The organism is Corallococcus sp. EGB (assembly GCF_019968905.1).
Taxonomy (GTDB): domain Bacteria; phylum Myxococcota; class Myxococcia; order Myxococcales; family Myxococcaceae; genus Corallococcus.
On record NZ_CP079946.1, the window covers coordinates 7464752 to 7489647 of the forward strand.

19 protein-coding genes are annotated in these 24896 nt (G+C 69.1%); 4 read left to right on the top strand and 15 right to left on the bottom strand.

What is annotated here, in order from left to right; translation table 11 throughout:
* Positions 1-20: 20 nt before the first annotated feature.
* The 8 genes from pilQ to KYK13_RS30430 all read right to left on the bottom strand — a co-directional run bounded on the left by pilQ (position 21) and on the right by KYK13_RS30430 (position 9782).
* Positions 21-2810, bottom strand: a complete 2790-nt coding sequence (gene pilQ / locus KYK13_RS30395) for a type IV pilus secretin PilQ (RefSeq protein WP_223636788.1) — start codon at positions 2808-2810, stop codon at positions 21-23.
* A gap of 58 nt (positions 2811-2868) precedes the next feature.
* Positions 2869-3429, bottom strand: a complete 561-nt coding sequence (locus KYK13_RS30400) for a pilus assembly protein PilP (RefSeq protein WP_223636791.1) — start codon at positions 3427-3429, stop codon at positions 2869-2871.
* Between the two features lie 44 nt (positions 3430-3473).
* The gene (locus tag KYK13_RS30405; RefSeq protein WP_223636794.1) at positions 3474-4058 is read right to left on the bottom strand and encodes a type 4a pilus biogenesis protein PilO; all 585 of its coding nucleotides are present in this window, start codon (positions 4056-4058) and stop codon (positions 3474-3476) included.
* Positions 4059-4080: 22 nt separating this feature from the next.
* On the bottom strand, positions 4081-4764 hold the full coding sequence (locus KYK13_RS30410) for a PilN domain-containing protein (protein ID WP_223636797.1): 684 nt from the start codon (positions 4762-4764) through the stop codon (positions 4081-4083).
* A 30-nt stretch (positions 4765-4794) separates the two neighbouring features.
* On the bottom strand, positions 4795-5877 hold the full coding sequence (gene pilM / locus KYK13_RS30415) for a type IV pilus assembly protein PilM (RefSeq protein WP_223636800.1): 1083 nt from the start codon (positions 5875-5877) through the stop codon (positions 4795-4797).
* A 227-nt stretch (positions 5878-6104) separates the two neighbouring features.
* A complete protein-coding gene (locus KYK13_RS30420) occupies positions 6105-7517 on the bottom strand; it encodes a sigma-54 dependent transcriptional regulator (protein ID WP_223636803.1) in 1413 nt (470 codons plus the stop codon).
* 35 nt (positions 7518-7552) lie between these two features.
* Positions 7553-8671, bottom strand: coding sequence for a sensor histidine kinase (locus KYK13_RS30425; RefSeq protein ID WP_223636806.1), 1119 nt, complete (start codon positions 8669-8671; stop codon positions 7553-7555).
* A gap of 22 nt (positions 8672-8693) precedes the next feature.
* Positions 8694-9782, bottom strand: a complete 1089-nt coding sequence (locus KYK13_RS30430) for an A24 family peptidase (protein ID WP_223636809.1) — start codon at positions 9780-9782, stop codon at positions 8694-8696.
* 230 nt (positions 9783-10012) lie between these two features.
* Here KYK13_RS30430 and KYK13_RS30435 point away from each other — a divergent pair, with 230 nt between their 5' ends.
* The 4 genes from KYK13_RS30435 to KYK13_RS30450 all read left to right on the top strand — a co-directional run bounded on the left by KYK13_RS30435 (position 10013) and on the right by KYK13_RS30450 (position 13363).
* The gene (locus KYK13_RS30435) at positions 10013-10606 is read left to right on the top strand and encodes a type IV pilin protein (RefSeq protein WP_304504064.1); all 594 of its coding nucleotides are present in this window, start codon (positions 10013-10015) and stop codon (positions 10604-10606) included.
* Between the two features lie 108 nt (positions 10607-10714).
* On the top strand, positions 10715-11638 hold the full coding sequence (locus tag KYK13_RS30440) for a lipopolysaccharide assembly protein LapB (protein WP_223636812.1): 924 nt from the start codon (positions 10715-10717) through the stop codon (positions 11636-11638).
* Positions 11619-12599 (top strand): ABC transporter ATP-binding protein, encoded by a 981-nt coding sequence (locus KYK13_RS30445; RefSeq protein ID WP_223636815.1) that lies wholly within the window; start codon positions 11619-11621, stop codon positions 12597-12599. Before KYK13_RS30440 ends, KYK13_RS30445 begins: the two co-directional genes overlap by 20 nt.
* Positions 12596-13363, top strand: coding sequence for an ABC transporter permease (locus KYK13_RS30450; protein WP_223636818.1), 768 nt, complete (start codon positions 12596-12598; stop codon positions 13361-13363). Before KYK13_RS30445 ends, KYK13_RS30450 begins: the two co-directional genes overlap by 4 nt.
* On the opposite strand, the gene KYK13_RS30455 is transcribed toward KYK13_RS30450, so the two are convergent.
* From KYK13_RS30455 to pilB, 7 genes are all read right to left on the bottom strand, one after another.
* Positions 13360-15738, bottom strand: a complete 2379-nt coding sequence (locus KYK13_RS30455) for a YfhO family protein (protein WP_223636821.1) — start codon at positions 15736-15738, stop codon at positions 13360-13362. The genes KYK13_RS30450 and KYK13_RS30455 overlap by 4 nt on opposite strands.
* Before the next feature lie 50 nt (positions 15739-15788).
* Positions 15789-17543 (bottom strand): tetratricopeptide repeat protein, encoded by a 1755-nt coding sequence (locus KYK13_RS30460; RefSeq protein ID WP_223636824.1) that lies wholly within the window; start codon positions 17541-17543, stop codon positions 15789-15791.
* 21 nt (positions 17544-17564) lie between these two features.
* Positions 17565-18962, bottom strand: a complete 1398-nt coding sequence (locus tag KYK13_RS30465) for a sigma-54-dependent transcriptional regulator (protein ID WP_370645452.1) — start codon at positions 18960-18962, stop codon at positions 17565-17567.
* Positions 18963-19000: 38 nt separating this feature from the next.
* Positions 19001-20539, bottom strand: coding sequence for a nitrogen regulation protein NR(II) (locus tag KYK13_RS30470; protein WP_223646845.1), 1539 nt, complete (start codon positions 20537-20539; stop codon positions 19001-19003).
* 61 nt (positions 20540-20600) lie between these two features.
* A complete protein-coding gene (locus tag KYK13_RS30475; protein ID WP_223636830.1) occupies positions 20601-21857 on the bottom strand; it encodes a type II secretion system F family protein in 1257 nt (418 codons plus the stop codon).
* A 55-nt stretch (positions 21858-21912) separates the two neighbouring features.
* Positions 21913-23025 (bottom strand): type IV pilus twitching motility protein PilT, encoded by a 1113-nt coding sequence (locus KYK13_RS30480; RefSeq protein WP_223636833.1) that lies wholly within the window; start codon positions 23023-23025, stop codon positions 21913-21915.
* Positions 23026-23073: 48 nt separating this feature from the next.
* Entirely contained in the window at positions 23074-24774 is a 1701-nt protein-coding gene (gene pilB / locus KYK13_RS30485) for a type IV-A pilus assembly ATPase PilB (RefSeq protein ID WP_223636836.1), read from the bottom strand.
* Positions 24775-24896: the final 122 nt, after the last annotated feature.

Consider the following 24896-nt stretch of genomic DNA (forward strand, 5'->3'; position numbering starts at 1 on the left):
CAATCAGGGCGTGGCGCCGCTCAGAGGCTCTGCGCGATGGTCTGCCGGTTGAGGATGCGGGGCGTGATGAAGATGAGCAACTCCTGCCGCTCATCCGTCTCGGAGCTGCTCCTGAAGAAGAAGCCGAGCACGGGAATCTTCGACAGGAAGGGCACCGAGTCACGAGACGTGCTACCGCGGCGCACGTAGATGCCGCCGATGACCGTCGTGTCGCCATCCTTCACCAGCACCTGGGTGTTGGCCTCCTTGCGCTGGATGGACGGCTGGCCGTTGGCGCCCGTGTTGGACGGGTCCGGCTGGTTGTTCTGCGCCGCGATGGACATGAGGATGCTGCCGTCCTGGGTGATGTGCGGCGTGACTTCCAGCGACAGGCGCGCTTCCACGAAGGTCGTGTTCACACCGCCGGCCGACGTCTGGCTGAACGGGATGGAGAGACCCTGGCTGATGCGGGCCGTGTTGTTGTCCAGCGTGGTCACCTTGGGCGACGAGATGGTCTTCACCGTGCCCTCCGTCTCCGCCGCAGACAGGCGCAGGTTCAGCTGCACGGCGCCGCCCGCGGAGCCGAAGGCAAAGCCCATGGCGCCACCGAGGCCCTCACCCACCGCCGCCGGCAGGTTCACCGCGAAGTTGGGCTGGGTGGGAACGCCCGGCGCGGTACCGCCGGCGCCGCCCGTCACGCCGATGGCGCTGGGGAAGATGAGGCCCGTGGGATTGCCGGTCGCCGTGGAGAAGCGCGTCTGACCGCCCCACTGCACGCCCAGGGCGCGGCTGAAGGTGGTGCTCGCCTCCACGATGCGGCTCTCGATGAGGACCTGCGGCGTCTGCGTGTCCAGGCTGCGCACCAGGGCGCGCGCCTTCTCCGTGTTGGAGCGGATGTCCTTGATGATGAGCACGTTGGTGCGCGTGTCCACCGTCACCGAGCCGCGGTCGCTGAGCACGTCCTTCACGCGCGCCGACATGTCACCGGCCACCGCGTAGTTCACCGGCACCAGGCTGACCAGCAGGTCCTCCTGCTGCTGCAGCGACTTCTTGCGCTCCTGGCGCAGCCGCGCCTCCTCTTCCAGGGTCTTCAGCGGCGCGATGCGGATGATGTTGCCCACCTGCTCCTGGCCCAGCTGCTTGGTGCGCAGGATGAGGTCCAGCGCCTGGTCCCAGGGCACGTTGCGCAGGCGGATGGTCACGCGGCCCGACACGTCGTCGGCCACCACGATGTTACGCTTGGAGATCTCCGCGATGACGCGCAGCAGGTTCTGGATGTCGATGTCCTTGAACTCGAAGGACACGCGCTTGCCGCGGTAGCGCGCCTGCTGGGGCGCGCCCTCCGCCGCGTAAGCCGGGGCCTCCGCCGTGAAGCCGGCGGTGCGCTGGGTGACGGCCACCTCCTCCGTCTTCACGCCCTGCACGTCCAGCCGCCAGCTCAGGCTGTTGGCGCCCTGGGTGACGTTCTCCTCGATGGCGCCGTCCGCGGCGACCACCAGGCGCACCTTGCGGCCCTCACCCGGCACGCTGAAGGCGCTGATCATCTTCACCGGCGTGTCCAGCGCGCTGGTGTCCAGGCTGCGCTCCAGCTTCTTGGGCAGGCGCGCGTTCTCCAGCGTCAGCACCGCGCTGCGCGGATCCGGCCGGTCCACCTTCCACGCCGTCGCGCCGGACAGCTTCAGCTGCACGCGGCCGCCCGAGGGGCTCTCGTCGAAGGACAGGTCCTTGACCTCCACCACCGCCGGCTGCGGCGCGGCCTGCGCCACGGCGGGCTGCGGCTTCGCCGCGTCCTGGGCCAGCACGGGCTGCGGGCGCAGGGGCTCGGTCTCCGCCACCGCGTCGCGGGGCTGCGCGGGCTTGGGCTTGCGCGCCACCGCGCCACCCAGCACCACCTCCAGGCCGCGCTCGGCGCGGTCCACGCGGTAGGCGGGCATGTCACCCTTGGCCACGAGGACCAGGCGAACCTTGTCCTCGTGCGCGCCCACGCGCACGTCCTTGAGCAGGTTGCCCTTCACCTTGGGCGCCTTCGCGCTCAGGCCCACGCCGTACACGTCCACGGCCAGGCGCGGAGGATCCACCAACTCCAGGACCTCGTAGCGGGAGATCTCGCCGTCGGTGGCGACGCGCAGCGCGTCCCCATCCAGGGAGAGCCGGGTGATGCGCTGGGCCGGGTGGGCCACCTCGCGCTCATCCGCTTCCGTGGCGACCACATTCTCACGGCCCGGGGCCTGGGACGCGGCCGCCTTGGAGGACGTCCCCGCCTCCGGCACCAGCGCGACCATGGCCTCCACCGGCGCGGACGTATCCTTCACCGGCGCGGCGGCGACCGCCTGCGCGGCGGCGGGCTTCGGCGCGGCGTCCGCGGACTTCGCCTCCACCGGAGCCTGCGGAGCCTGGGCGGTCGCGGCGGCGGGGGCCACCGGCGAGCCGTCCACGGAGATGACCACGCGGTTGCCCTCGGCGCGGACGTCGTACTGGGAGGCCTGGTCGAGCGCCACCAGCACGCGGCCCACGCTGGCGCGCGCGTCGGAGAACTGGGCGGCGACCACGCCGGACACCGGACCGGTGCCGTCGTGGTGCCCCTTGATGCCGGTGGCGTCCGCGGACGACAGGTCCACCACCAGCCGCTCCGGCCCGCTGAGCCGGAAGACGGTGAAGGTGGGCGGCCGGTTCCCGGTCACCACGACCTGGGCACCGGCTCCTGTCCGGGTCACCTGCAGGTCCTTCAGCGTATTGAGATCCGCGCCGTACACCTTGGCGCTTGCCAGGACGACCGCCCATGCGGTCGCCATGATCCACTTGCCCCTCGTCACAGCGCTCTGCTCGAGCATGCGTCCCCTCAACAAGTTGGAAGCGGGCCACGTCTGCCCGCCGGCGCGCCGTGGGGCGCTACTCCCAGTTCTTGCCCGTCATCAGGTTGTAGGCGGGGTCCTTCGCTCCATCCGCCTTGAGCTGCAGGCTCACCGGATTGCTGATGAGCTCGCCCTTGGCCCCCGTGAAGACCTCGGTGACGGTGACCGAGTCTCTGAGAATCTGTGTGACCTTGCCGCCCTGGCGCCCCACGCGGGTGTTGCGCCGGACGATGTGGCCGCGGCCCAGGGGGTCCTCGACCATGGCCAGCGGGCTGGCGTCCCCGGTGACGACCGCCACCAGCTTGAGCTGGTCGAGGTCGAACACGCACAGGGGTTCGTTGCAGGAGCGCTCCGGTGCGTCACGCGCCACCGGTCCCAGCTCCTCCAGCGGACTGCGGAACGGATCCCGCTTGCCCACCGGGCTGTAGGTGTAGACGAACGTTGGCGCCGCCGACGCCTCGGTCTTCTCCTCCACCGGGGCCGGCGCGGGGGCGGCGGCCTTGGGAGGAGCAGGTGGCGGAGCTGCTGGCTTGTCCTCACACGCGGACAGGGTCAGCACCATCACCGCAGCGGTCATCGTGGACTTGAACGTCTTCATCCGCGTCATCCCTTGTCGCCCCAGTTGCCGGGCGGATCAAGTTTCTAGTTTTTCTTCGTCTCGATGAACCGGAACGTCGTCGCCAGGAAGCTGCTCTGGAGGACCACCTTCTCGTTCTTCAGTGTCGCGTTATCGAGCTTGATGTTGTTGACGTTCACGATGCGGCGCATGTTCGCCATCTCCTGCAGGAACATGGCGATCTCGTGGTAGTTGCCGCTCACCGTCATCTTGATGGGGATGCGCGCGAAGAACTCGTTGCCACTGACGTACTCCTTGTCAGGCTCCACGCGGGAGATCTCCAGGCCGGACTTCTTCCCGATGTCGTTGATCTGCGCGAGCAGCTCCTCCATGTCGCGCCGCTCGGGCAGCTCCGTGAGGGCCTCCGCCAGCTTCTGCTCGAGCACGTCCATCTCACGGCGGCGCTCGTTGAGGTTCTGGGCGATCTCGCTCTTCTCCGCGAGCTCCAGGTCCAGCTTCCGGCGCTCCGCGGTCCTGCGCACGATGTCCTCTTCCGTGGGCTGGATGAAGGAGAAGAAGTTGGCCACGGTCAAGAGGACGACGAGGGCCGCGAGCCCGCCGAACTTCGCTGCGGGGGGGGCCTTCGCGAGTTGATCCAGGTATTTTTCCATGACAGGGGTCCTTCGCCGCCAATCAGATGGCGTAGTTGGCGGTGAGGGTGAGCTTGAAGTCAACGAACGACGGGGCGCCGGCCTGGACGGGCTTGGACTGCACGGCGTTGGTCAGTTCGATGTTCCCGAAGAAGGGCTTGATGTCGCCCGCGGAGAACTCCTCCACGCTCGCGGTCTCCGTGTTGAAGAGCTCCACGCGCGAAGTCTTGGAGGCGCCGCGGCCCTGATCCACCAGGCGCCCCATGCCCTTGGGCGTCCACACCATGCCGCCCAGGCCGCGCATCAGCTCCGCGACCTCGTCATGGCTGACCGCGGAGCCATTGATGGTGACGCTGTTGGAGGACTCGACGAAGTCCTTGAGCCACACCTTCTTGGGCATGGCGGAGGACAGCGCGTCCAGCATGCGCACCGGCCCGTTGCGGCCCTTGCGCAGCGTGTCCAGCACCGCGAGCTTGCTCTCCACTTCCTTCTTGCGGGCGTTGATGTTGGTCACCTCGCCGATGACCTTCTCCAGCTCCGCGATCTTCGCGCGAGTCTGGGTGATGCCCACCTTGGCCTTCTCCAGCTCGTCGTCGCGGTTCTTGAACCAGAAGTAGTTTCCCACCACCGCGGCGATCAGGGCCAGGGCGTAGATGGCCAGAATCTGCTGGCCCATCTCCCGCTTCTTCACCGCCCGGACGGGCAGCAGGTTGATTCGGATCATCATGTGCGTGATTTCCTCGTGGCCAGAGCGGGATCAGCCCAGCTTGTCGCCCGGACGCCGGAGCGCCAGTCCCACGGCCACCGCGGCCATGGGCGCCACGTCCATGATGAACGCGGGGTCGAACTTGCGGTTGTCCACTTCAATCTTCCGGAACGGGTTGAGGATCTCCACCGGCACGCCGGTCCGCGCCTCGATGGTCTTGAACAGGGCGGGGATCTTCGCGGTGCCGCCGGAGAGGTAGACCTTGGTGAAGTTCGAGTCCGCGGCGGTGCCCGCGTAGAAGTCCAGCGAGCGCTGGATTTCGCCGGCCACCTGCTCCGCCACGCTGGAGAGCACGCGCTCCACGTCCTGGGGAACCACGGCGTCCGCGTCCGCGCGGTTGCCGCCGATCTTCAGCGCCTCCGCCTCCTCATAGGAGACGTTGAGCTGCTTCTGGATCTCTTCGGTGAACTGGTTGCCGCCGATGGTCACGTCACGGGTGAAGACGGTGACGCCGTTGGCGATGATGTTGATGTTCACCACGGAGGCGCCGGCGTTGATGAGGACGACGGTCTCCTTCTCCGGCAGCTCGTAGTTCGTGGAGAACATGTTCTGGACGGCGAACGCGTCCACGTCCACCACCACCGGCGCGAGGCCCGCCTCGGAGACCACGGTGGTGTAGTCGTTGATCATGTCCTTCTTGGCGGCGACGAGCAGGACGTCCATCTGGCCGGTGGCGTCGTTGCCGCCGCCGTCCAGGATCTGCGTGTCGATGTTCACGTCCTTCACGTCGAAGGGGATGTACTGCTCCGCCTCCCACTGGATGCTCTCCTCGAGCTCGTCCTGGCTCATGCGGGGCATCTGGATCTTCTTGATGATGACCGAGTGGCCGGACACGCCGATGGCGACGTCCTTGCCCTTGACCTTCAGCTCGGACATCAGCTCCTGGACGGCCTGAACGATGGCCGTGGAGTTCATGAGCGCGCCGTCCACGATGGCCTCGGGAGGCAGCGGCTTCATTCCGAAGCTCTGGAGCGCGTAGCCGACTTCACCGCGCTTGCGCTGCTCCTTGAGCATGATCATCTTGATCGACGTCGACCCGATATCCAGCCCGAGTGCCAGTTTGCCCTTCGCCATGCGTAACTCCATCGGAGAGGGCGCCAGCGTAGCACCGGCTTGATACCCCTCCTAAAAAGTGCTTGGCGCCCGGCCGCCCTGCGGACGGGGGAGCGCCGTGAAAAGCCGACCACGACCGCGTCCCCCTGACCCACCATCGCGGAGGGCCGATTTTCCGGCTCCGGCCGCGTTCCGTCAAATGCATCAGGAGGAATCCGGGAGGTTGTCCGCCCCCGGCCCCCCTGCCCTCAGGTCCGAGCCCCTTCCGCGTCCGGGTCGATGCCGTACTCCTTGATCTTGTAGAGGAGCGCCCGATGGCTGATGTCCAGCACCTCCGCCGCCCGGGTGCGGTTGCCCTTCGTGCGGCGCAGCGCCGCGCGGATGTAGGACTCCTCCAGCTCCCGGATGGCGCGCTTGAGCGACAGGTCACCACCGGCATGTAGCGGCGCGGCCGTCCCGGCTGGAGCGGGTGCGGAAGCCGCCCACAACTTCTCCGGGAGGCTGCCGGGTGCGACGTGGGTGCCTTCCGCCAGCAGCACGGCGCGCTCCACGGCGTTCTCCAGTTCGCGCACGTTGCCGGGCCAGGCGTAGGCCGTCATCAGGGCCTCGGCCTCCGGGGTGAAGCCCTCCACCGGCGGATCACGATTGAGGTCCCGGTTGAAGCGCTGGAGGAAGGCGCGGGCGAGCAGCGGGATGTCCTCGCGGCGCTCGCGCAGGGGCGGCAGGGTGAGGTTCACGACGTTGAGTCGGTAGTAGAGGTCCTCGCGGAAGTCGCCCTGGGACACCAGCTTGCCCAGGTCGCGCAGCGTGGCGGCCACCACGCGCACGTCCACGCGCTCCACGCGGCTCTCCCCCACCGGGCGGATTTCGCCCTCCTGCAGCACGCGCAGGAGCTTCACCTGCGCGCCCAGGGGAAGCTCCCCCACCTCGTCGAGGAAGAGCGTGCCGCCGTCGGCCTCCGCGAACAGGCCGCGGCGGGCGGTGCGCGCGTCGGTGAAGGCGCCCTTCGCGTGACCAAACAGCTCGCTCTCCAGGAGGCCGTGCGGGATGGCGCCGCAGTTGACGGCGACGAAGGGCATGGCGGCGCGGCGGCTCTGGCCGTGCAGCTCGCGCGCGATGAGCTCCTTGCCGGTGCCGCTCTCCCCGGAGATGAGCACCGTGGTGTCCACGGGCGCCACGCGCGCCACCTGCTTGAGCACCGCCTGGAGCGCGGCGCTCTGCCCCAGGATGTGCCCCCCGGACGTGCCGGGAAGCTGCGCCTCGTGGAGCCGGCGGTTCTGGCGGACCAGCCGCTCGCGCTCCTCCGCCTTGCGCAGGACGAGGACGAGCTCCTCCGGCTTGAAGGGCTTCTGGACGTAGTCGTACGCGCCCGCCTGCACTGCCTCCAGCGCCTGCTCCTGGGAGCCGTACGCGCTCATCACCACCACGGTGAGCTCGGGGTGCTCCGCGAGCGCCGCCCGGAGCACGGACAGGCCGTCCCGCCGGGGCATGCGCACGTCGGTGATGAGGACGTCATAGGCGCGGGCGGACAGCTCGCGCAGGGCCTCGTCACCGTCGGCGACGGCACGCACGTCGTAGCCCTTGTCGGTGAGCACCAGGGTGAGGATGTGGCGGATGGACGGCTCGTCGTCGGCGACGAGGACGGTGCGGAAGAGGGGCATGGGGGACGCCCATCATATGCTGTCCGGCCCCGCAGTCAGGGCGCGGGCAGGTCCAGCCGGAAACATGCGCCACCGCCCGCGCCGTCGCTCGCGTCCAGCCGGCCGCCCATGCCCTGGGCCAGGTTCAGGGACACCGCGAGGCCCAGGCCCGTGCCCTGCCGCCCCTTGGTGGTGAAGAACGGCTCGAAGAGACGCGCGCGCACCTCTGGCGACAGGCCCGGGCCGCTGTCCTCCACCTCCACCAGGACGCGCGCGTCCTCGCGCCGGGTGGAGATGCGCACGCGCCCCTCGCCCCCCATGGCCTGGGCGGCGTTGAGCAGCAGGTTGATGAGGATCTGCGACAGGGGCCCCGGATCCGCGCGGGCGAGCAGGCCAGGCGCCAGCTCCAGGGTGACGTCCACCCGGTCCAGCTCCGGCCCGGCGCGCACCAGCCGCACGCACGTCTCCACCACCTGCCCCACGTCCACCGGCCCCGGCTGTGTACTGGCCGGACGGCCCAGGTCCAGGAGCCCCCGCACGATGCGGTCGATGCGCAGGACCTCGTGGTCGATGCGCTCCAGGAAGTCCTTCAGCTCCGGCCCCTGCGCCTTCGAACGCGCCAGGGAGAGGTAGCCCAGGATGCCCGCAAGGGGGTTGCCCACCTCGTGCGCCACGCCCGCGGCCAGCTTTCCCACCGTGGCCAGACGCTCGGAGGCGACGAGCTCCGTCTGCGCCCGCGCGAGCCGCGCGTTCGCCTCCCGCAGCGCCTCCAGCTGCGAGCGCGTGAGGGCCTGCTCCTGGCGCAGCGCCTCCGCCATGCGCTGCAGCTCGCGCTGGATGCGCGACAGGAACGGGCCGCCCTGCCCCGAAAGGGGCACGTCCAGTTGCAGCCGGCCCAGTTGCGCCACGGACTTCTCCATGGCGCGCAAGGGCCGGCCCACCGCCAGGTCCAGCACCCCATAGGCCAGGACCGTCAGCACGAGCAGGTCCAACCCCAGCGCCAGCGGCAGGAAGGCGCGGATCCGCGCGAGCCCTTCCGTGTCCAGCGACCCCGGCAGCGCCAGCCGCCGCGCCATGTCCAGCAGGCGGATGAGCACCGGCTGCAGCGTCAGCCACGACAGGCCCGTGGACAGCGAGCCCAACAGGAACGCCACGCTGGCGATGCGCCACTTCATCCGCGCACCGGCGACAGGCTCCTCACCGCGTCCCGCCGAGCATCAGGGCCACGTCCACGGGCAGCACGCGCATGAGCAACGGTCCCAGGAGCATCACCTCCAGCCCCGCCAGCGCCAGCCACGGCCCGAAGGGGATGTTGGTGGGCCCCGGGACCCACTCATCAATCTCTTCCCCCTCCTCATCCAGCGGCGCGTCCGGGATGGGCTGGAACAGCAGGCTCCCGGGGACGAGCACCACCCGCTTCCACAGCGGCACACCGGGCTTCATGAAGTCCCACGTCATCGTGGGCTCGGGCTCCGCATCCTCCTCGGGAGCCGCTGGGGCCTCGGGCGCCGGGGTGACGGGCGCGTCCGCCTGGGGGTCCTGGGGAGGCGGAGGCTGCGCGGGGGCTTCTGCCTCCGGCGCGCCGCGCGGCCCTGCCCTGCCGGTGAAGGCCAGCAGCGCCACGCCCACGATGGAGCCCTGCAGCGACGCGAAGAAGAGGATGCCCAAAAGCGAGTGCCAGCCGAGGAAGGCCCCCAGGAGCGCGACGAGGTACTTGTCCCCGCCCCCCAGGGCCTCGCGCTTGAAGGCGCGCCAGCCGACGTACTCCATGAGCCGGAAGCCCAGGAACCCCACCGCCGCGCCCAGCACCGCGTGCCACACCGCGTCCACGCCCCGGGGGATGGCCAGCAGCACGCCCGCGACGATGCCCGGCACCGTCAGCGAGAACGGGAGGATCCAATGCTCCAGGTCGATGAAGGTGAGCGGCACGAGCAGGAACACCAACACCAGCGCGGGCACCAGCGCGTACGTCCAGTCAAAGCGCTTGAGACACGCGAGGAACAAGAGGCCCGTGAGCAGCTCCACCAGGACGTAGCGCGGAGAGATGGGCGCGCCGCAGCCGCGACACCTCCCGCGCAGCCCGAGCCACGACAGGACGGGGATGTTCTCGTACCAGGAGAGAACATGCCCGCACTTCGGGCAGCGGGACCCGGGCCGCACGATGCTCAGCCCCTCGGGGACCCGCGCGATGACGACATTGAGGAAGGACCCGATGCACAGGCCGAGGATGAACAGGAAGAGGATGAAGAGGGGCTCGGCCCAGCCCGGCGCGTAGGTGAACGTCACGGAGCCCGGAATCCTACCCGCCGCTTCCGGAGCTGGCGACTGCGCGATGGACGACGAAAACCGTCAGCGGCGGTGACAAAAATTGGCAGGCCCCCGGCTGATCCGCCACCGGCCCGGCTCGCCGGTCCTTGGAATCCGGGTGGTTGGGGGGAATGTTCGACCTGGCACTCTTCGTGCTAAGAGTTCGCACGTCGTTCAACCCCCCTCTGCCAATCGCGGAGTCCCCAAACATGATGAACCGTCTCTTCCGGAAGAAGGGTGGCTTTACCCTCATCGAGCTGATGATCGTGGTCGCCATCATCGGCATCCTGGCCGCCATCGCCATCCCGAACTTCATCCGCTTCCAGGCGAAGTCGAAGCAGTCCGAGGCGAAGACGAACCTCAAGGCCATCTTCACCGCGCAGAAGTCGTACTTCGGTGAGAAGGACAAGTACGTCACCGACTTCACGGTCATCGGTTTCGATCCTGAGCCCGCGAACCGCTACAGCTACGGCCTGAAGGCGGGCTGCGTTGCCGCCGTCCCCGCCACGGCCGCCGGCCGCGTGGACGCGAAGACGGGCTGCATCGGCCAGGACTCCGGCAAGTTCGCGACGGCGCCGACCGCCGCCAACGCGTTCGGCACGCTGGGCATCGAGGGCACCTGCCCGAGCTGCAACTTCTACGCGAACGCGATCGGCAACGTCGACAACGACCCGGCCGGTGACGTGTGGGGCATCACCTCCAATCCGACGGGCGGCACGCTGACGGGCACCTGCGGCGTGGACACCACCATCTCCTCCGCTGGCGAGCCGGGCAATGCGTACAACGACGTGAGCTGCGAGTAATCGCACCTCACACAGCCTCTTTGCTTCGCTGACGAAGTGAAGCAGAGGTGGCACAATAGATGGGGTGCCCGGGCATAGTCGGGCACCCCATTTTCGTTGGTTGAAGCCATGATCAAGGTGTTGGACCTGCTGAGATTCGCCCCGGGCCTGCTGCTGCTGGCCACCCTGTCCGCGCCGCCGGGCCGTCCTGCCCAGAAGCAGGGAGGCGGTCCCCTCCTTCCACGCCCCGGCCTGCTCCAGACGCTTTTCAAGTCCCAGCAGGGGCTGGTCACGGACTACTTCTGGATCATGATGATGAACCGCATCGGCATCGCCGTGCGGCCAGATCAGTACCGGGACGTGTACGACTACGCGGAACTCGTCACCGACCTGGATCCGAAGTTCCGACAGGCCTACCTCTACGGCGGCATCACCATCCCCGTGCACCTGGGGCGTGAGAAGTACGCCAACACCGCGGAGTCGACCCGGTTGCTGCGCAAGGGGCTCCAGCACCTGCCGGACAACGAGCAGATCGCCTTCCAGCTTGCCTACAACCTGATGTTCTTCGACAAGAACTACAAGGAGGCGGCGGACATCATCCAGGAGCTGTCCAAGCGGCCGGACGCACCTCCATGGTACTCGGCGCTCGCCACGCGCCTGTATGCGCAGTCCGGCGACTTCGACAACAGCCTCTCCTTGAGCATGGCCTTGCGCGACGGCGCCCAGGACGAAGAGACGCGCGAGTTCTATGCTCACCGGGTGGAGGAGATCCGCCAGGAGCGGATCCTGCGTGACCTGGATGCGGCCATCCAGCACTACAAGGCCCGGGAGGGGCACCTGCCCGACGGGCTGGCGGCCCTGGTCACCTCAGGCGACCTGCCCCGGATCCCGGAGGATCCGTTGGGAGGCAAGCTCTTCCTGGGTGAGGATGGCCGCGCGTACTCCGACGCGGTGAAGTTCCGCATGGAACTCATCCAGGACGAGCGCGACGAGAACGGCGAACGCCTGGTGCCCAAGCCCCGAGTCACGACCCATGACGAATCCCAACCCTGAAGCCCCGCCCATCCTGGCGCAGGGACTCCACAAGACCTACAAGGTCGGCTTCTGGTTCAACCGCACCGTCCGGGCGCTCCAGTCCATGGACCTGCGGGTGGATGCAGGGCAGATCTACGGCCTTCTGGGTCCCAATGGCGCGGGCAAGTCCACGACCATCAAGATCCTGATGAACCTCGTGCGCCCCAGCGGGGGCACGGCGCAACTCTTCGGCAAGCCCGTGGAGGACGCAGAGACGCGCAGGCTGGTGGGCTTCGTGCCGGAGAACCCCGCCCCCTACGAGTACCTCACAGGCCGGGAGTTCGTGACGCTGGCCGGGCAGTTGGCGGGCCTGTCCGGCCAGGAGCTGGACACGCGCGTCACGGAGGTGCTGGGCGCCGTGGAGATGGCAGGCGCGGAGAAGTTGCAGATCCGCCGCTACTCCAAGGGCATGGTGCAGCGCGTGGCACTGGCGCAGGCGCTGGTGGGCCGGCCCAAGCTGCTCATCCTGGACGAGCCCACGAGCGGCCTGGATCCCCTGGGACGCCGACAGATGCGCGACCTCATCCTGGCGGAGCGGACCAAGGGAACCACCGTGCTGTTCTGCAGCCACATCATCCCGGACGTGGAGTCGCTCTGCGACCGGCTGGCGGTGCTGGTGGGTGGACGACGGGTGCGCGAAGGCAGCGTGCAGGAGCTGGTGTCCGCGCAGGTCCCCACGGTGGAGGTGGTGGTGGAGGGGATGAACTCCGAACAGGTGCGCGGCCTGGGCATCCCCCTGGAGTCGGTGCAGGCCCTGGACGGACGCGTGATGTTGCAGGTGGCCGACGTGGACAGCCAGCGGCTGTTGGGAGGCGTGCTGGGTGCGGGCGGCCGGGTGAACCGGATGCAGCCGGCTCGCTTTTCCCTGGAGCAGCTGTTCATGAACGCGCTGAAGGAATCTGGCCGCGCGACGAGCGTGGGTGGGGAGATCAACACGTGAGCGCCTTCTCCGCGATGATGTGGAATGGCTTTCGCGAGGCGCGCCGCAACCGGGTGACGGTGGTGGTGGGCGTGTTCGCCGCGGTGGTGCTGCTGTCATCCTCGCTGGTGACGGAGGTGACGGTCGCGACGTTCGACCGCGTGCTGACGGACTTCGGCCTGGGGATGATGAGCCTCATCCTCGTCTTCCTCACCATCTTCCTGTCCAGCAGCCTGCTCAGCCGGGAGATTGAACGGCGCACCATCTTCCTGGTGGTGAGCAAGCCCGTATCGCGCCGTCAGTTCCTGCTGGCGCGGCTGGCGGGCAACATGCTGACACTGGGCGTGCTGCTGGTGGCGATGACGCTCATCTTCCTGGGCGAGTTGCTGCTCTTCGGCGCGGACATCACGTCCACGCAGTTGCTGGCGAGCGCGGGGCTGTGGTTCGAACTGCTCATCCTCAGCAGCGTGGGCATCCTCTTCTCCAGCTTTGCCGGGCCGGCCGTGTCCGCCATCGCGACCACGGGCATGTACTTCACCGGACACCTGACGGGGGACCTGTACATGCTCGCCAGCCGTTCGGAGAGCAGCGCGGTCCAGGCGATTGGCAAGACCATCTACTACCTGCTGCCCAACCTGGAGCGGGTGAACTTCCGCCCCCAGGCCACGTACGCACTGCCTGTGGACGCGGCCACGTTCTTCTCTGGCGTGGGCTACAGCCTGGCGTGGACGCTGGTGCTCATCACCCTGGCCATCGCCATCTTCGAGCGGCGCGACTTCCGCTAGGAGGCCACCGCCCGGCGCCTGGGGATGAAGCGCGTCCCCAGGCAGGCCAGGAGAAGCCCCAGCCACGCGGTCGCCCCCACGAGGAGCCCTGCCGTCAAGCCGGGCGTGCGGTAGTGGAGTTCCACCACGTGTCTCCCGGCAGGGACCGCCACCGCGCGGACCGCGACGTTGGCGGGCAGGATGGAGACGTCCTGTCCGTCCAGCGTGGCGCGCCAGCCCGGTTGGAAGGCCTCGTTGACGACGAGGACCGCGGGGGCAGGCGCCTCCACCTCCACCGAGAGGTGCTCCGGCGTACCCGGGGACTCACGCACCGTCCCCAGGGACTCCTCCGGCGTGGGAGGCAGCGGAGCCGAACACTCCACGACAGCAACGTCCGGCGGAGGCAGCGTGGCGGCCGTCATCCGCCGCGCAGCCTCGGCCCGGTCTGCCACGCATTCAGGACGGGCCAGGAAGACACGCGGCATGGCGTCCGCGTACTCCACCAGCGTCAGGCCCAACCGCGGGTCCGCAAAGGAGCTCCGCGCGGACAGCTGCGGCCCCAGCGTCGAGAGCTCCGACGTTGCGCACGCGAGGAACCGGGTGCCCAGCCGAGGCGCGAGCCGCGTGAACCATTGCATCCGGTCCGCCTTGAGCTGGCGCACGCGGGGGCTGACGCCGGGCAGGTACTCGTTCGCGCTCTCCATGCCCGATAGCGCCACCATGTCCGGGGCCAGGGCGGACAACAGCATCAGATGCAGGCTGTCGTTGTAGTTCAGCCCGGGCAGGCGCGGCGGCGCGGTCTCGCGCAGCGACGAGGCCACGCGGATGGGCTCCCCCGGCGGGACCGACGCGCGAATGCGCTCGACGAAGGCGGGGGGAGTACTCAGCAGTTCCTCCGGGGACAGCTGGTAGAGCGGCTCGTTGGCTCGCATCAGCGAGCCCCACTGGAGGACCACCAGCAGGGCGCCTTGCAAGGTGGGCCACTCGCGCAGCAGGACCAGCACAGCGCAGGCGAACGCGAGCACCGCCGCGGCCCCCGTGACCGCGACGGCGTTGGTGGACAGCCCCTGGAGCACGGGCTCGGGGACGTCCGGCCAACGTACGCGCAACCAGTGCTCGCTCCACCACCGCCCTCTCCATTCGGCCAGCGCGAGCGCCGCGCATGGCAGCCCGAGGAGCACCCCCACCCACGTGACGGCCCGCTCCCGGCGCCCCATGCCCAGGCACCGCTTCCACCCCAGACCCGCCGCGATCGCGAGTCCCAACGACACGAGCGGCACCAGCTTCTCCGGGTAGCGGAAGGGCCTCCAGAACGGCACGAGGTGATAGGCCCAGCCGTACACCGGCAGTGCGTCGCCCAGGCAGAGCGCGAGCAGCAGCCCCCAGAGCGCCACAAAGGCCCACGCGCGCCATTGCCGGATGGAGGCGACCAGCCCCGCCACAGCCAGCACGCAGGCGGGAGTTCCCAGGTACACCGAATCCACCCAGACACGGCCGAACCCTCCCGACGGGACCAGGTGCGTCACGACGATGTAGGGGATGCCCTGGGTGCCCTGGGCGTCCGCCAGAAAGGGGCCCATGAGGAGCTCCCAGAGCCGCAGCGGGTGGAGTGAGAAGCGCTGGGCCTCTCCCAGCGAGCGCGCGCCGGGCTCCGAGGCCGCGGCGAGCGCCGCGGCTGGCAGGAGCTGCGGCGCGGCCAGCAGGCCCCCCGCGAGAATGAGCAGCGCGCAGGCCCCCACACGTCGGCGCCAAGGTCCGGCGAGTGGATCCAGGGCCGTCAGGCACACGATGAGCGCGTTGGCCATGACGAAGGCCTGGGCGTCTCCGGCGAATGCCAGCAGGGCCAGCGCCATGCCTGCGAGAGTCAGCCGGAGGAGACCCGGCTGACGGAGGTAGCGCAGCGTCAGCCAGAGCACCGCGGGGAGCGTGCTCGCCGCCTGGAGGTACTTGGGGTTGCTGGTGCTGCAGACCAGGTAGCCACAGAACGCGAACGTCACGCCCGCGAAGAGCGCGCCGGCCCGAGGGACGTCCCAGGAGCGGACCAGGGCGTACGTCCCGCCCAGCGCCACGGGAAAACAGACGAGCAGCGTCACCTTCGCGGCGAGCCCGAGCGGCAATACGAGATGCAGCCACATCGTCGGGTGGAACATCCCGGTGATGAAGATGCCGGGAAAGGACTGGCCCAGGCCGTCGTAGGGGAGCCAGTCAGGGAACTCGAACGCGGCGACGCGCGAGGCCCAATAGTGCCGCATGGGATAGAAGTCCCGCAGCGTGTCCCCGCCCATGAAGACGTCGGACGTGGTGAGCGCCCGGAAGAAGAAGAGTCCGAACAAGAGCCCCGCCAGCGCCACCCGCCCCCACCGCCCGACCGCTGTCCCACGCTCCGCGTCGCTCATCGCGCTCCCTGGCCGCCTGGCCCGCCGCGCCCGACCATAGCGGACCGCTCTCAGCGTGGTGGCGAGGAAGCCGCGGCCCGGGCCTCCGCCAACGCCTTGCGCGCGGGCTCCAGGCCCGGCGACAGGCGAAGGGCCTCCTCCAACGGCGCGACGGCCTCCGCTGCGCGGCCTGCCCGCACCAGTGTGCGGCCCAGTTCCAGCAATGAATCCACGCGCTGGGGCGACAGCCGGAGCGCGTCCTGGAAGCGTGCGATGGCCGCCTCCAGGTCCCCCTCCCGGCGGGACACGAGCCCCAGGTTGTGCCACGCGACGGGGTTGGACGGCATGAGCCGCGCCGTCCACTCGAACTCCCGCCGCGCCTCCGGCATCCGCCCCGCTTTCGCGTACGCCACCGCGAGGTTGTTGTGGACGCGGAAGTCTCCCGGAAGGAAGCGGGCGGCGAGTTCCAACTCTGGAAGGGCCGCGTCCAGCCGTCCCGCGTTCAGGTGGAGGTCGCCCAGCTTCACGTGGATGAGGGGCCGGTCCGCTGCATGCGCCTGGACGTAGGTCCAGAGCGACAGCTCATCGCGCCACGTCGGCACGTACGCCAGCGTCAGCGCCGCGAAGACCGCCAGCACGCCTCCGGACGCGAGCGCCAGCGTCCTCGCGCCTCCGGGCCACTTCCGCAGTGCCTCGCGCAGGGCCAGGCCCACCAGGAGCACGAAGCCAACCGACGGCAGGTACAGGTACCGCTCGGCATACGCGTCCACACCCCGCGCCTGCAGCACCCAGGCGGGCACCAGAGGCACCCCCAGCCACACCAGCCCCGCCCCCGCGATGGCGTGTCTCCTGCGCCAGGCCCAGATGGCCAGCGCCACCAGGCCCACGAGGAGCGCACATCCCAGCCCCACGCGGGCATCCAGCAGGGAGCGCACGGGCCCTTCCGGAGACACCACAGCCAATGGCGAGGGCCACAGCAGCTTGCCACCCAGGTCCGCGGGAAACGCCAGCAGCCCTCCGAGCCGCGACCCGCCTCCAGCACCGGGAGCCTCCGGCAGCCCCCCGCGCAGGGCCGTCAGCCGCAGCACCGCGTACATGCCCCCCCCCACGCACAAGAGCGCGTAACGCCGGGCCTGCGAGCCCAGCCCGCCGCGCTCCAATGGGGAGGCGGTGGCGCGCTCCAGGCTCCACAGGAGCACGGGCAACACGAAAGCGGTCTCCTTGAGGAGCAGGGCCGCGAGCCACGCCCCCGAAGCCGCCACCGTCCTGAGCGGTGTCGCGGGGACAGGCAGCCACAACCGCGCCGCCACCACCAGCAGCAGGGCCATGCCCACGTCCATGGCGCCGCTCACCCAGGCGACCGCCTCCGTGTGGACCGGATGAAGCGCGAAGAGGAGCGCGCCTCCCAGCGAGGCCCAGGCCCCGGCGCCACCATCCTCCACGGGACGAGAGCGAACCAGACACGCGCGCAGCAGCCAGAGCACCCCCGCCGATACCGCGGCGTGCGCCATCATGAGCGCCAGATGGTGGACCCACGCCGCAGGGCCAGCCATCCGCCGCAGCACGAAGAGGACCACATGCAGCAGGGGGCGGTAGTAATGGTTCCGGACGTCTTGCGCGGTGGACGACTCGAGGAAGCCGAACAGGGGCTGGCCAAAGGACTCGCGCACCCCCGCGAGCGAGCGCGGCCACGGGTTCTCCAGCACGAGCTGCACGTCGTCGTAGACGAACCCGTTCGCCAGGGTGCCCGCGAACACGAGCAGCGCGGACAGGGCCACCGCACCGTACTGGAGCGAAGGACGAAGAGACAGGGAAGGTGGCGGCATCGGGAGAGACCTTCGAACCACTCAGCCCACGCGCGTGTTGCCGGGCTCGTCCAGTTCGTCCGTGAGGCCGTGCTTCGCCAGCCGGTAGCGGAAGGAGCGGAACGACAGGCCCAGGAGCTCCGCGGCGCGCGTCTTCACCCCCTGCGCCTGCTTGAGCGCGGCCAGCAGGTGCCGGCGCTCGTGGTCGTCCAGGTGCCGCTCCAGGTTGAAGCCCTGTCCCAGCACCGGCTCGCCGGTGTCACCCGGGCGGGCCTGCGGCTCCGCCTCTCCGCGCACGGAGGGCGGCAGCGTCGCGGGTGAGAGCACGTCCGTGTCCGACAGCGTGGCCGCGCGCTCCACCATGTTCTGCAGCTGGCGCACGTTGCCCGGAAAGGCGTAGCGCTCCATCAACGCCAGCGTCTCCGGCGCGAAGCGCAGCCCCGGGCGCCCCAGCTCCTCCGCCAGGCGCGACAGGAAGTGCGTCGCCAGGGCCGGGATGTCCTCCGGCCGCTCGCGCAGCGGGGGCAGCTCCAGCGTGATGACGTTGAGCCGGTAGAAGAGGTCCTCGCGGAAGCGGCCCGCCTTCACCTCCGCCTCCAGCCTGCGGTTGGTGGCCGCGATGACGCGCGCCTGGAAGGGGATCTCCGCCGCGCTGCCCACCGGCTTCACCTTGCGCTCCTGCAGCACGCGCAACAGCTTCACCTGCGTGGCCAGGGGCATCTCCCCCACCTCGTCCAGCATCACCGTGCCCTCGCCCGCGGAGATGAGCAGGCCCTGCCGCTCGTGCGTGGCGCCGGTGAAGGACCCGCGCATGTGCCCGAAGAGCTCGCTCTCCAGCACGCCCTCGTTGAGGGCCGCGCAGTTGAAGGGCAGGAAGGGCTGCGCCGCGCGGTGGCCCCGCAGGTGGACGGCCCGCGCCACCAACTCCTTGCCGGTGCCACTCTCCCCCGTCACCAGCACCGTGCTGCGCCCCGGCGCCACCTTCTCCACCAGCTGCCACACGGCGCGCATGCGGGCGCTGGTGCCCACGAGCAGCCCGCCCAGCCCGGGCAACAGCCGCGCCTTCAGCGTGCTGTTCTCCTGGCGCAGCGCGCGCTTCTCCAGCGCCTTGTGCACCAGGAGCCGCAGCTCCTCGTTGTCGAAGGGCTTGCAGATGTAGTCGTAGGCGCCCTCGCGCATGGCCTCCACCGCGGAGGACGGCGTGCCGAAGGCGGTGATGAGCACCACCTCCGGCGGCTCCTTGAGCGCTCTCGCCGCGCGCAGCACGTCCAGGCCGCTGCCCGCCGCCCCCAGCTTCATGTCGGAGATGACCAGGTCCACCGGATCCCTGGCCAGCACCGCGCGGGCGGGCTCCACGCCGGGCACGCTCGTCACCGCGTAGCCCTCGCGCACGAGCAATATCTCCAGGTACTCGCGCATGGACAGCTCGTCGTCCACCACCAGCACGTGGCCGCGCGGGCCGCTGTCGTGGGCGAGTGTCACAGCGGCAACCCCACGAGGAACTCGGTGCCGTCCGCCGGGTTGGACGTCACGCGGATGCTGCCGCCGTGCGCGCGGATGATGGAGTGCGCGGTGGACAGCCCCAGGCCGGTGCCACCGCTGCGGGTGGTGAAGAAAGGCTCGAACAGGTGTCCCATCATCTCCTCCGTGATGCTGCCGGCCGAGTCCCACACGCGAATCTGCGCCTCCTTCTCCACCCGCGCCAGCGCCACCCGCACCGTCCCCTGGGGACCCGCTGCCTGGAAGCCATTGCGCAGGAGGTTGATGAGCACCTGACGCAGCTGGTCCGGATCCACCGGCGCCGTCAGGGCCTCCGGCGCGCGCACCTCCATCTGGACCTCGCGCGCCAGGGGGTCCGCGCGCAACATGTCCACCGTCTCCGACAAGAGCGTGTCCAGCGCCACCGGCCGGCGCTGCGGCTCCGGCGGCCGGGCGAAGCGCAGGAAGTCCTCCACCAGCCGCGCCAGCCGGTCCGCTTCGCGCGTGAGGATGCCGGTAAGCTTCATCACCACCACGTCGCGCGACTGCTCCTGCGCCAGCAGCTGCGCGGAGCCGCGCATGGCGGCCAGCGGGTTGCGGATTTCATGCGCCAGCTGCGCGGACAGCGCGCCCAGGCTGGCCAACCGGTCCGTGCGCTTGAGGTCCTCCTCCATGCGGCGCAGCTCCGTGAGGTCCTGGAAGACAATCAGCAGCGCGCCCGCCTCGCCCTCCAGCGGCGACACCGACAGGCCCAGCACCCGGTTGCCTCCGGGCGTCCGCACCCGCAGCTCGCCCCGGGTGGCGCGCGGCCCCAGCGTGGACACCCCAGGCAATAGCGCTTCCAGGGGGAGCCCCACCACGGACGCGGTGTCCTGGACCTGGAGGATGCCGTGGGCCGCCGTGTTGAGGAAGGTGACGCGCCGCTCCGCGTCGCAGGTGACGAGCCCCGACGGCATGGAGGACAGGATGAGCTGCTGCAGCCGCCCCAGCCGGCGCAGGTCCGCCTCGCTCTGTGACAGCGCGCCGCCCGTGGCGGACAGCTGGCGCGACAGGTAGCCGGACAGCACGGCGATGAGCACCAGCGCCAGCGCGTTGCTGCCCAGCACGAAGAGCACGCGCGCCGGGGGGACCGCCACCGCGTCCACGGGCGTGGTGAGCCGCATCACGAGCAGGAGCGCCGTGAAGACGAACGTGGACACGGCCGCGGCCACCAGCGCGCCCCGCCAGTCCAGGACCACCGCCGCGCCAATCACGGCCAGGCTGTAGAGGAACGTCAGCGGCGAGTCCGCGCCACCGCTCAGGTAGACGAGCCCGGTGGCGATGAGCACGTCGCCCGCCACCGTCACCATGGCGTCCAGCCGTCCCGCGGTGCCCCGGCGCAGCCGCAGGCCCGTCACCACCGTCAGGACGTACGCGCCCGCGATGACCATGAACGACAGCGAGTCCGCCCGGCTGGGCTCCTGCGCGGGCTGCGTCAGGAGCCGGGCCACCGTCACGACGAGCGACAGGCTCGCCGCGACGGTGCGGAACAACACCAACCACACCAGGCGGGGCCCCAGGCCCGGCGCCACGCCCGACGGGGAACGACCCGGGCGCGCGCTACTTGATCGCGCCGGCAAGGTTGAAGATGGGCAGGTACATGGCGATGAGGAAGCCACCCACCACGCCGCCGAGGAACACCATCAGCAGCGGTTCGATCATCGACGTCAGCGCGCCAATGGCCGTGTCCACTTCGTCGTCGTAGAAGTCGGCGATCTTGTTGAGCATCGTGTCCATGGCGCCCGTCGCCTCACCGACGCCAATCATCTGCACCACCATGGACGGGAACACCTTGGTCTCCAGCAGCGGACCCGCGATGTTCTTGCCCTCGGCGATCTTCCCGCGCACGTAGTAGATGGCCTCTTCCACCGTGCGGTTGCCGGCCGTCTTCGCCGTGACGTCCAGCGCGTCCAGGATGGGCACGCCGGAGGAGATCATCGTGCCCAGCGTGCGCGTGAAGCGCGCCACCGCCACCTTGCGAAGCACGTCACCGAACAGGGGCAGCTTGAGGAACGTCTTGTCCCAGAACTTGCGGCCCTTGGGCTGCTTGTAGCTCCAGCTGAAGGAGAAGACGAGCGCGGCGATGCCGACGACGGCGTGGATGAAGTACGCCTGCGCGAGCTTCGACAGGTCCACCACCACCTGCGTGGGGCCCGGCAGCTGCGAGCCGAAGTCCGCGAACATCTTCTCGAAGACGGGCGTCACCTTGAGCAGCAGCAGCGCCGTCACGCCGATGGCCACCAGGATGACCACCGACGGGTAGGTCATGGCGCCCTTGACCTTCGCCTTGAGCTTCTCGTTCTTCTCACGGTAGGCGGCGAGCCGGTTGAGGATGGTGTCGAGGATACCGCCCACCTCGCCCGCGGCGCACAGCTGCACGTAGAGCTCGTCGAAGACCTTGGGGTGTTCCTTGAGCGCGTCCGCGAAGGTGCTGCCCTGCTCCACCTTGCCCTTGATGGCGAACACCACCTTCTTGAAGGCGGGGTTGTCCATCTGGCTGGCGAGGATGTCCAAGCACTGCACCAGCGGCAGGCCCGCGTCGATCATCGTCGCGAACTGACGGGTGAAGATGAGGATGTCCTTGCCGGTCACGCCCTGGAGGCCCGGCAGGGCCAGCTCCATGTCGAGCGCGCCCTTCTTGCGGACCTTGGTCGGGTTGAGCCCCAGGGACTTCAGGCGCGCGTTGACGGCCTCGATGTCCGAGGCCTCCATCTCACCCTTCTTGTTCTCCCCGCTCTTGGTCTTCGCCTCCCAGAGGAACTGGGCCGTGTTCTTCTTGGACGCTGTCGCCTTCTGCTGCACTGCCGGTGCTGCCATGACGGGACCTCCGGGGAGGGCGAGGAGTCTAACCTGTGATTTTCATGCCCCAAAACTAACGGGCGCCCGCTCCCCCGGCCGGCCGCTGGGCTCCCCCTGGCGCACCGCCCGTGGCGAGGATGTTGCGCAGTTCCTCCGGGTCGGAGGAACGGCCGAAGGCCTCGTCCTGGGAGATGAGCCGGCGCGCCAGGAGCGCGGCGAGCGCCTGGTTGAACGTCTGCATGCCGTACTTCGCCTGGCCCACCTGCATGGAGGAGTAGATCTGGTGGACCTTGTCCTCGCGGATGAGGTTCCGGATGGCGGGGTTGGGCACCATGACCTCCAGGGCCAGCACGCGGCCCGGGGCGCCCTGCTTGGCGACGAGCGCCTGGCTCATCACGCCCTCCAACACGAAGGACAGCTGCGCGCGCACCTGGGGCTGCTGGTACGGCGGGAAGACGTCCAGGATGCGGTTGATGGTCTGCACCGCGCTGTTGGTGTGCAGCGTCGCGTAGCAGATGTGGCCCGTCTCCGCGATGGTGAGCGCCGCTTCAATGGTCTCCAGGTCGCGCAACTCGCCGACGAGCACCACGTCCGGGTCCTGGCGGAGGATGTACTTGAGGGCCGTCTTGAAGTTGCGTGTGTCCGCACCGACCTCGCGCTGGTTCACCAGGCAGTTCTTGTGCGGGTGCAGGTACTCGATGGGGTCCTCGATGGTCATGATGTGCTCATGACGCTCGGTGTTGATCTTGTCGATCATCGAGGCCAGCGTGGTGGACTTGCCGGAGCCCGTGGGGCCCGTCACCAGGATGAGGCCGCGCGGCTTCTTCACCAGCTCCGCCACCACCGGCGGCAGGCCCAGCTCCTGGAAGGTCAAAATCTTGAAGGGAATGGTCCGGAACGCGCCGGCCACCGCGCCGCGCTGCATGAAGATGTTCGCGCGGAAGCGCGACAGGCCCTTCACGCCGAACGACAGGTCCAGCTCGTTCTCCTCCTCGAACTTGTGCTTCTGGGCGTCCGTGAGGATGGAGTAGCAGAGCTGCTTGGTCTCCACGGGCGTGAGCGGCGCCGTCTTGAGCGGGACGAGCTCACCGTCCACGCGCAGCTGCGGCGGCGAGCCGGTGGTGATGTGGAGGTCGGAAGAGCCCTTCTCGACCATCGCCTTGAGGAGCTGGTGCAGGTTGGCCACGGATGCGTGTCCTGTCGGGGGAGAGGTGGGGTGGAGGAAGTGGGGTGATTAGAAGCGGTCCGGCGCGGTGTTGCCCACGACCTCTTCCAGGGTGGTCATGCCGTCCATGAGCTTCTTGAGCGCGCTCATGCGCAGGCTGCTCATGCCCAGCCGGATGGCCTCCTGCTTGAGCTCCGCGGCGGAGGCGCCGTTGATGACCAGCTCCTTGAGGCCGTCCCAGAAGGGCATGACCTCGTAGATGGCCACGCGGCCGCGGTAGCCGCGGTCGTTGCACTCGCGGCAGCCGACCTTCTCGTACATGGTGAAGGTGCCCATCTTGTCCGGCGGGATGCCCGCGTCGATGAGGGCCTGCTCGTCCACCTTCTCCGCGGGGCGCTTGCAGGCCGGGCACAGGCGGCGCGCCAGACGCTGGGCGAGGATGAGGTTGAGCGACGCCGTCACGAGGAACGGCTCGATGCCCATGTTGAGCAGACGGCTGACCGTGCCCGGGGCGTCGTTGGTGTGCAGCGTGGAGAGCACCAGGTGGCCCGTGAGCGCCGCCTTCACGCCGATCTCCGCCGTCTCGAAGTCGCGGATCTCACCGATCATGATGATGTCGGGGTCCTGGCGGAGGAAGGAGCGCAGCGCGGCCGCGAAGTTCAGGCCGATGTCGTCGTGCATCTGCACCTGGTTGATGCCGGCGAAGTTGAACTCGACCGGGTCCTCCGCGGTGCAGATGTTGGTGCCCACGTCGTTGAGGCTGGAGAGCGCGGAGTACAGCGTCGTCGTCTTGCCGGAGCCCGTGGGGCCCGTCACCAGCACCATGCCGTAGGGCCGGTCGATGGCCTCCTTGAACCAGGCCAGCGGCTGCGCGTCGAAGCCCAGCTTCGTCATGTCCAGCTGCAGGTTGCTCTTGTCGAGCAAGCGCATGACGACCTTCTCGCCGAAGAGCGTGGGACACACGCTCACGCGGAAGTCCATCTCCTTGCCGCCGCCGATCTTGATCTTGATGCGGCCGTCCTGCGGCAGGCGCCGTTCGGAGATGTCCAGCGACGCCATGATCTTCAGACGGCTGGTGATGGCGTTGCGCAGCTTCATGGGCGGGCGCATCACCTCGTACATCACGCCGTCGATGCGGAAGCGGACCCGGAAGTCCTTCTCGTACGGCTCGATGTGGATGTCGGACGCGCGCTTCTTGATGGCGTCCATGAGGATGAGGTTCACCAGCTTGACCACGGGCGCGTCGTCCGCGGCCTTGGCCATCTCATCCAGGTTCTCCTGCTCCTCCTTGGCGACCTCGATGTCGTCGCCCACGTCGCCGACGATGTCCTCCAGCGAGGGGCCCTTCTCCGCGTAGTACCGCTCGATCGATTCGCGGATGGAGATTTCGGACGCGACGACGGCTTCGATGTTGTAGCCGGTGAGGAACTTCAGGTCGTCCACGGCGAAGATGTTGGACGGGTCGCACATGGCCACGATGAGCGAGGGCCCCGCGCGGTTGACCGGGATCACCAAGTGCTTCTCGGCCACTTCCTTGGGCACGAGCTTGATGATGTCCGGATCAATGTCGAAGTCCTTCAGGTTGATGGCCGGCACGCCGTACTGCTTCGACAGGAAGTCGGTGAGCTTCGACTCCTCGATGGCGCCCGTCTTGATGAGCGCCGTGCCGATGCGCGCGCCACTCTTCTGCTGCTCCTCCTGCGCCTTGCGGAGTTGCTGGACGGAGATGAGGTTCTCGCGCACCAGCAATTCACCGAGTCGACCGGACATTTCTGGGATGCCTCTTTGAGCGTGAGGAGGAAACAGCCAGAGCCCCGGCTGTCAGCGGGACCCGAGGGGGGATAGGATGCCGTGCGCCAGGGGCCTGAAGCCCTGGCACGGATCCTCCCGGA

What these genes read in the sequence shown, in the direction of transcription:
- KYK13_RS30445 (WP_223636815.1), top strand. Translation starts at nt 11,619, where the DNA reads ATGACGAATCCCAACCCTGAAGCCCCGCCCATCCTGGCGCAGGGACTC.
- KYK13_RS30400 (WP_223636791.1), bottom strand. Translation starts at nt 3,429, where the DNA reads ATGAAGACGTTCAAGTCCACGATGACCGCTGCGGTGATGGTGCTGACC.
- KYK13_RS30435 (WP_304504064.1), top strand. Translation starts at nt 10,013, where the DNA reads ATGATGAACCGTCTCTTCCGGAAGAAGGGTGGCTTTACCCTCATCGAG.
- KYK13_RS30440 (WP_223636812.1), top strand. Translation starts at nt 10,715, where the DNA reads ATGATCAAGGTGTTGGACCTGCTGAGATTCGCCCCGGGCCTGCTGCTG.
- KYK13_RS30455 (WP_223636821.1), bottom strand. Translation starts at nt 15,738, where the DNA reads ATGAGCGACGCGGAGCGTGGGACAGCGGTCGGGCGGTGGGGGCGGGTG.
- KYK13_RS30425 (WP_223636806.1), bottom strand. Translation starts at nt 8,671, where the DNA reads ATGAAGTGGCGCATCGCCAGCGTGGCGTTCCTGTTGGGCTCGCTGTCC.
- pilB (WP_223636836.1), bottom strand. Translation starts at nt 24,774, where the DNA reads ATGTCCGGTCGACTCGGTGAATTGCTGGTGCGCGAGAACCTCATCTCC.
- pilM (WP_223636800.1), bottom strand. Translation starts at nt 5,877, where the DNA reads ATGGCGAAGGGCAAACTGGCACTCGGGCTGGATATCGGGTCGACGTCG.
- KYK13_RS30405 (WP_223636794.1), bottom strand. Translation starts at nt 4,058, where the DNA reads ATGGAAAAATACCTGGATCAACTCGCGAAGGCCCCCCCCGCAGCGAAG.
- KYK13_RS30420 (WP_223636803.1), bottom strand. Translation starts at nt 7,517, where the DNA reads ATGCCCCTCTTCCGCACCGTCCTCGTCGCCGACGACGAGCCGTCCATC.
- pilQ (WP_223636788.1), bottom strand. Translation starts at nt 2,810, where the DNA reads ATGCTCGAGCAGAGCGCTGTGACGAGGGGCAAGTGGATCATGGCGACC.
- KYK13_RS30410 (WP_223636797.1), bottom strand. Translation starts at nt 4,764, where the DNA reads ATGATGATCCGAATCAACCTGCTGCCCGTCCGGGCGGTGAAGAAGCGG.
- KYK13_RS30475 (WP_223636830.1), bottom strand. Translation starts at nt 21,857, where the DNA reads ATGGCAGCACCGGCAGTGCAGCAGAAGGCGACAGCGTCCAAGAAGAAC.
- KYK13_RS30460 (WP_223636824.1), bottom strand. Translation starts at nt 17,543, where the DNA reads ATGCCGCCACCTTCCCTGTCTCTTCGTCCTTCGCTCCAGTACGGTGCG.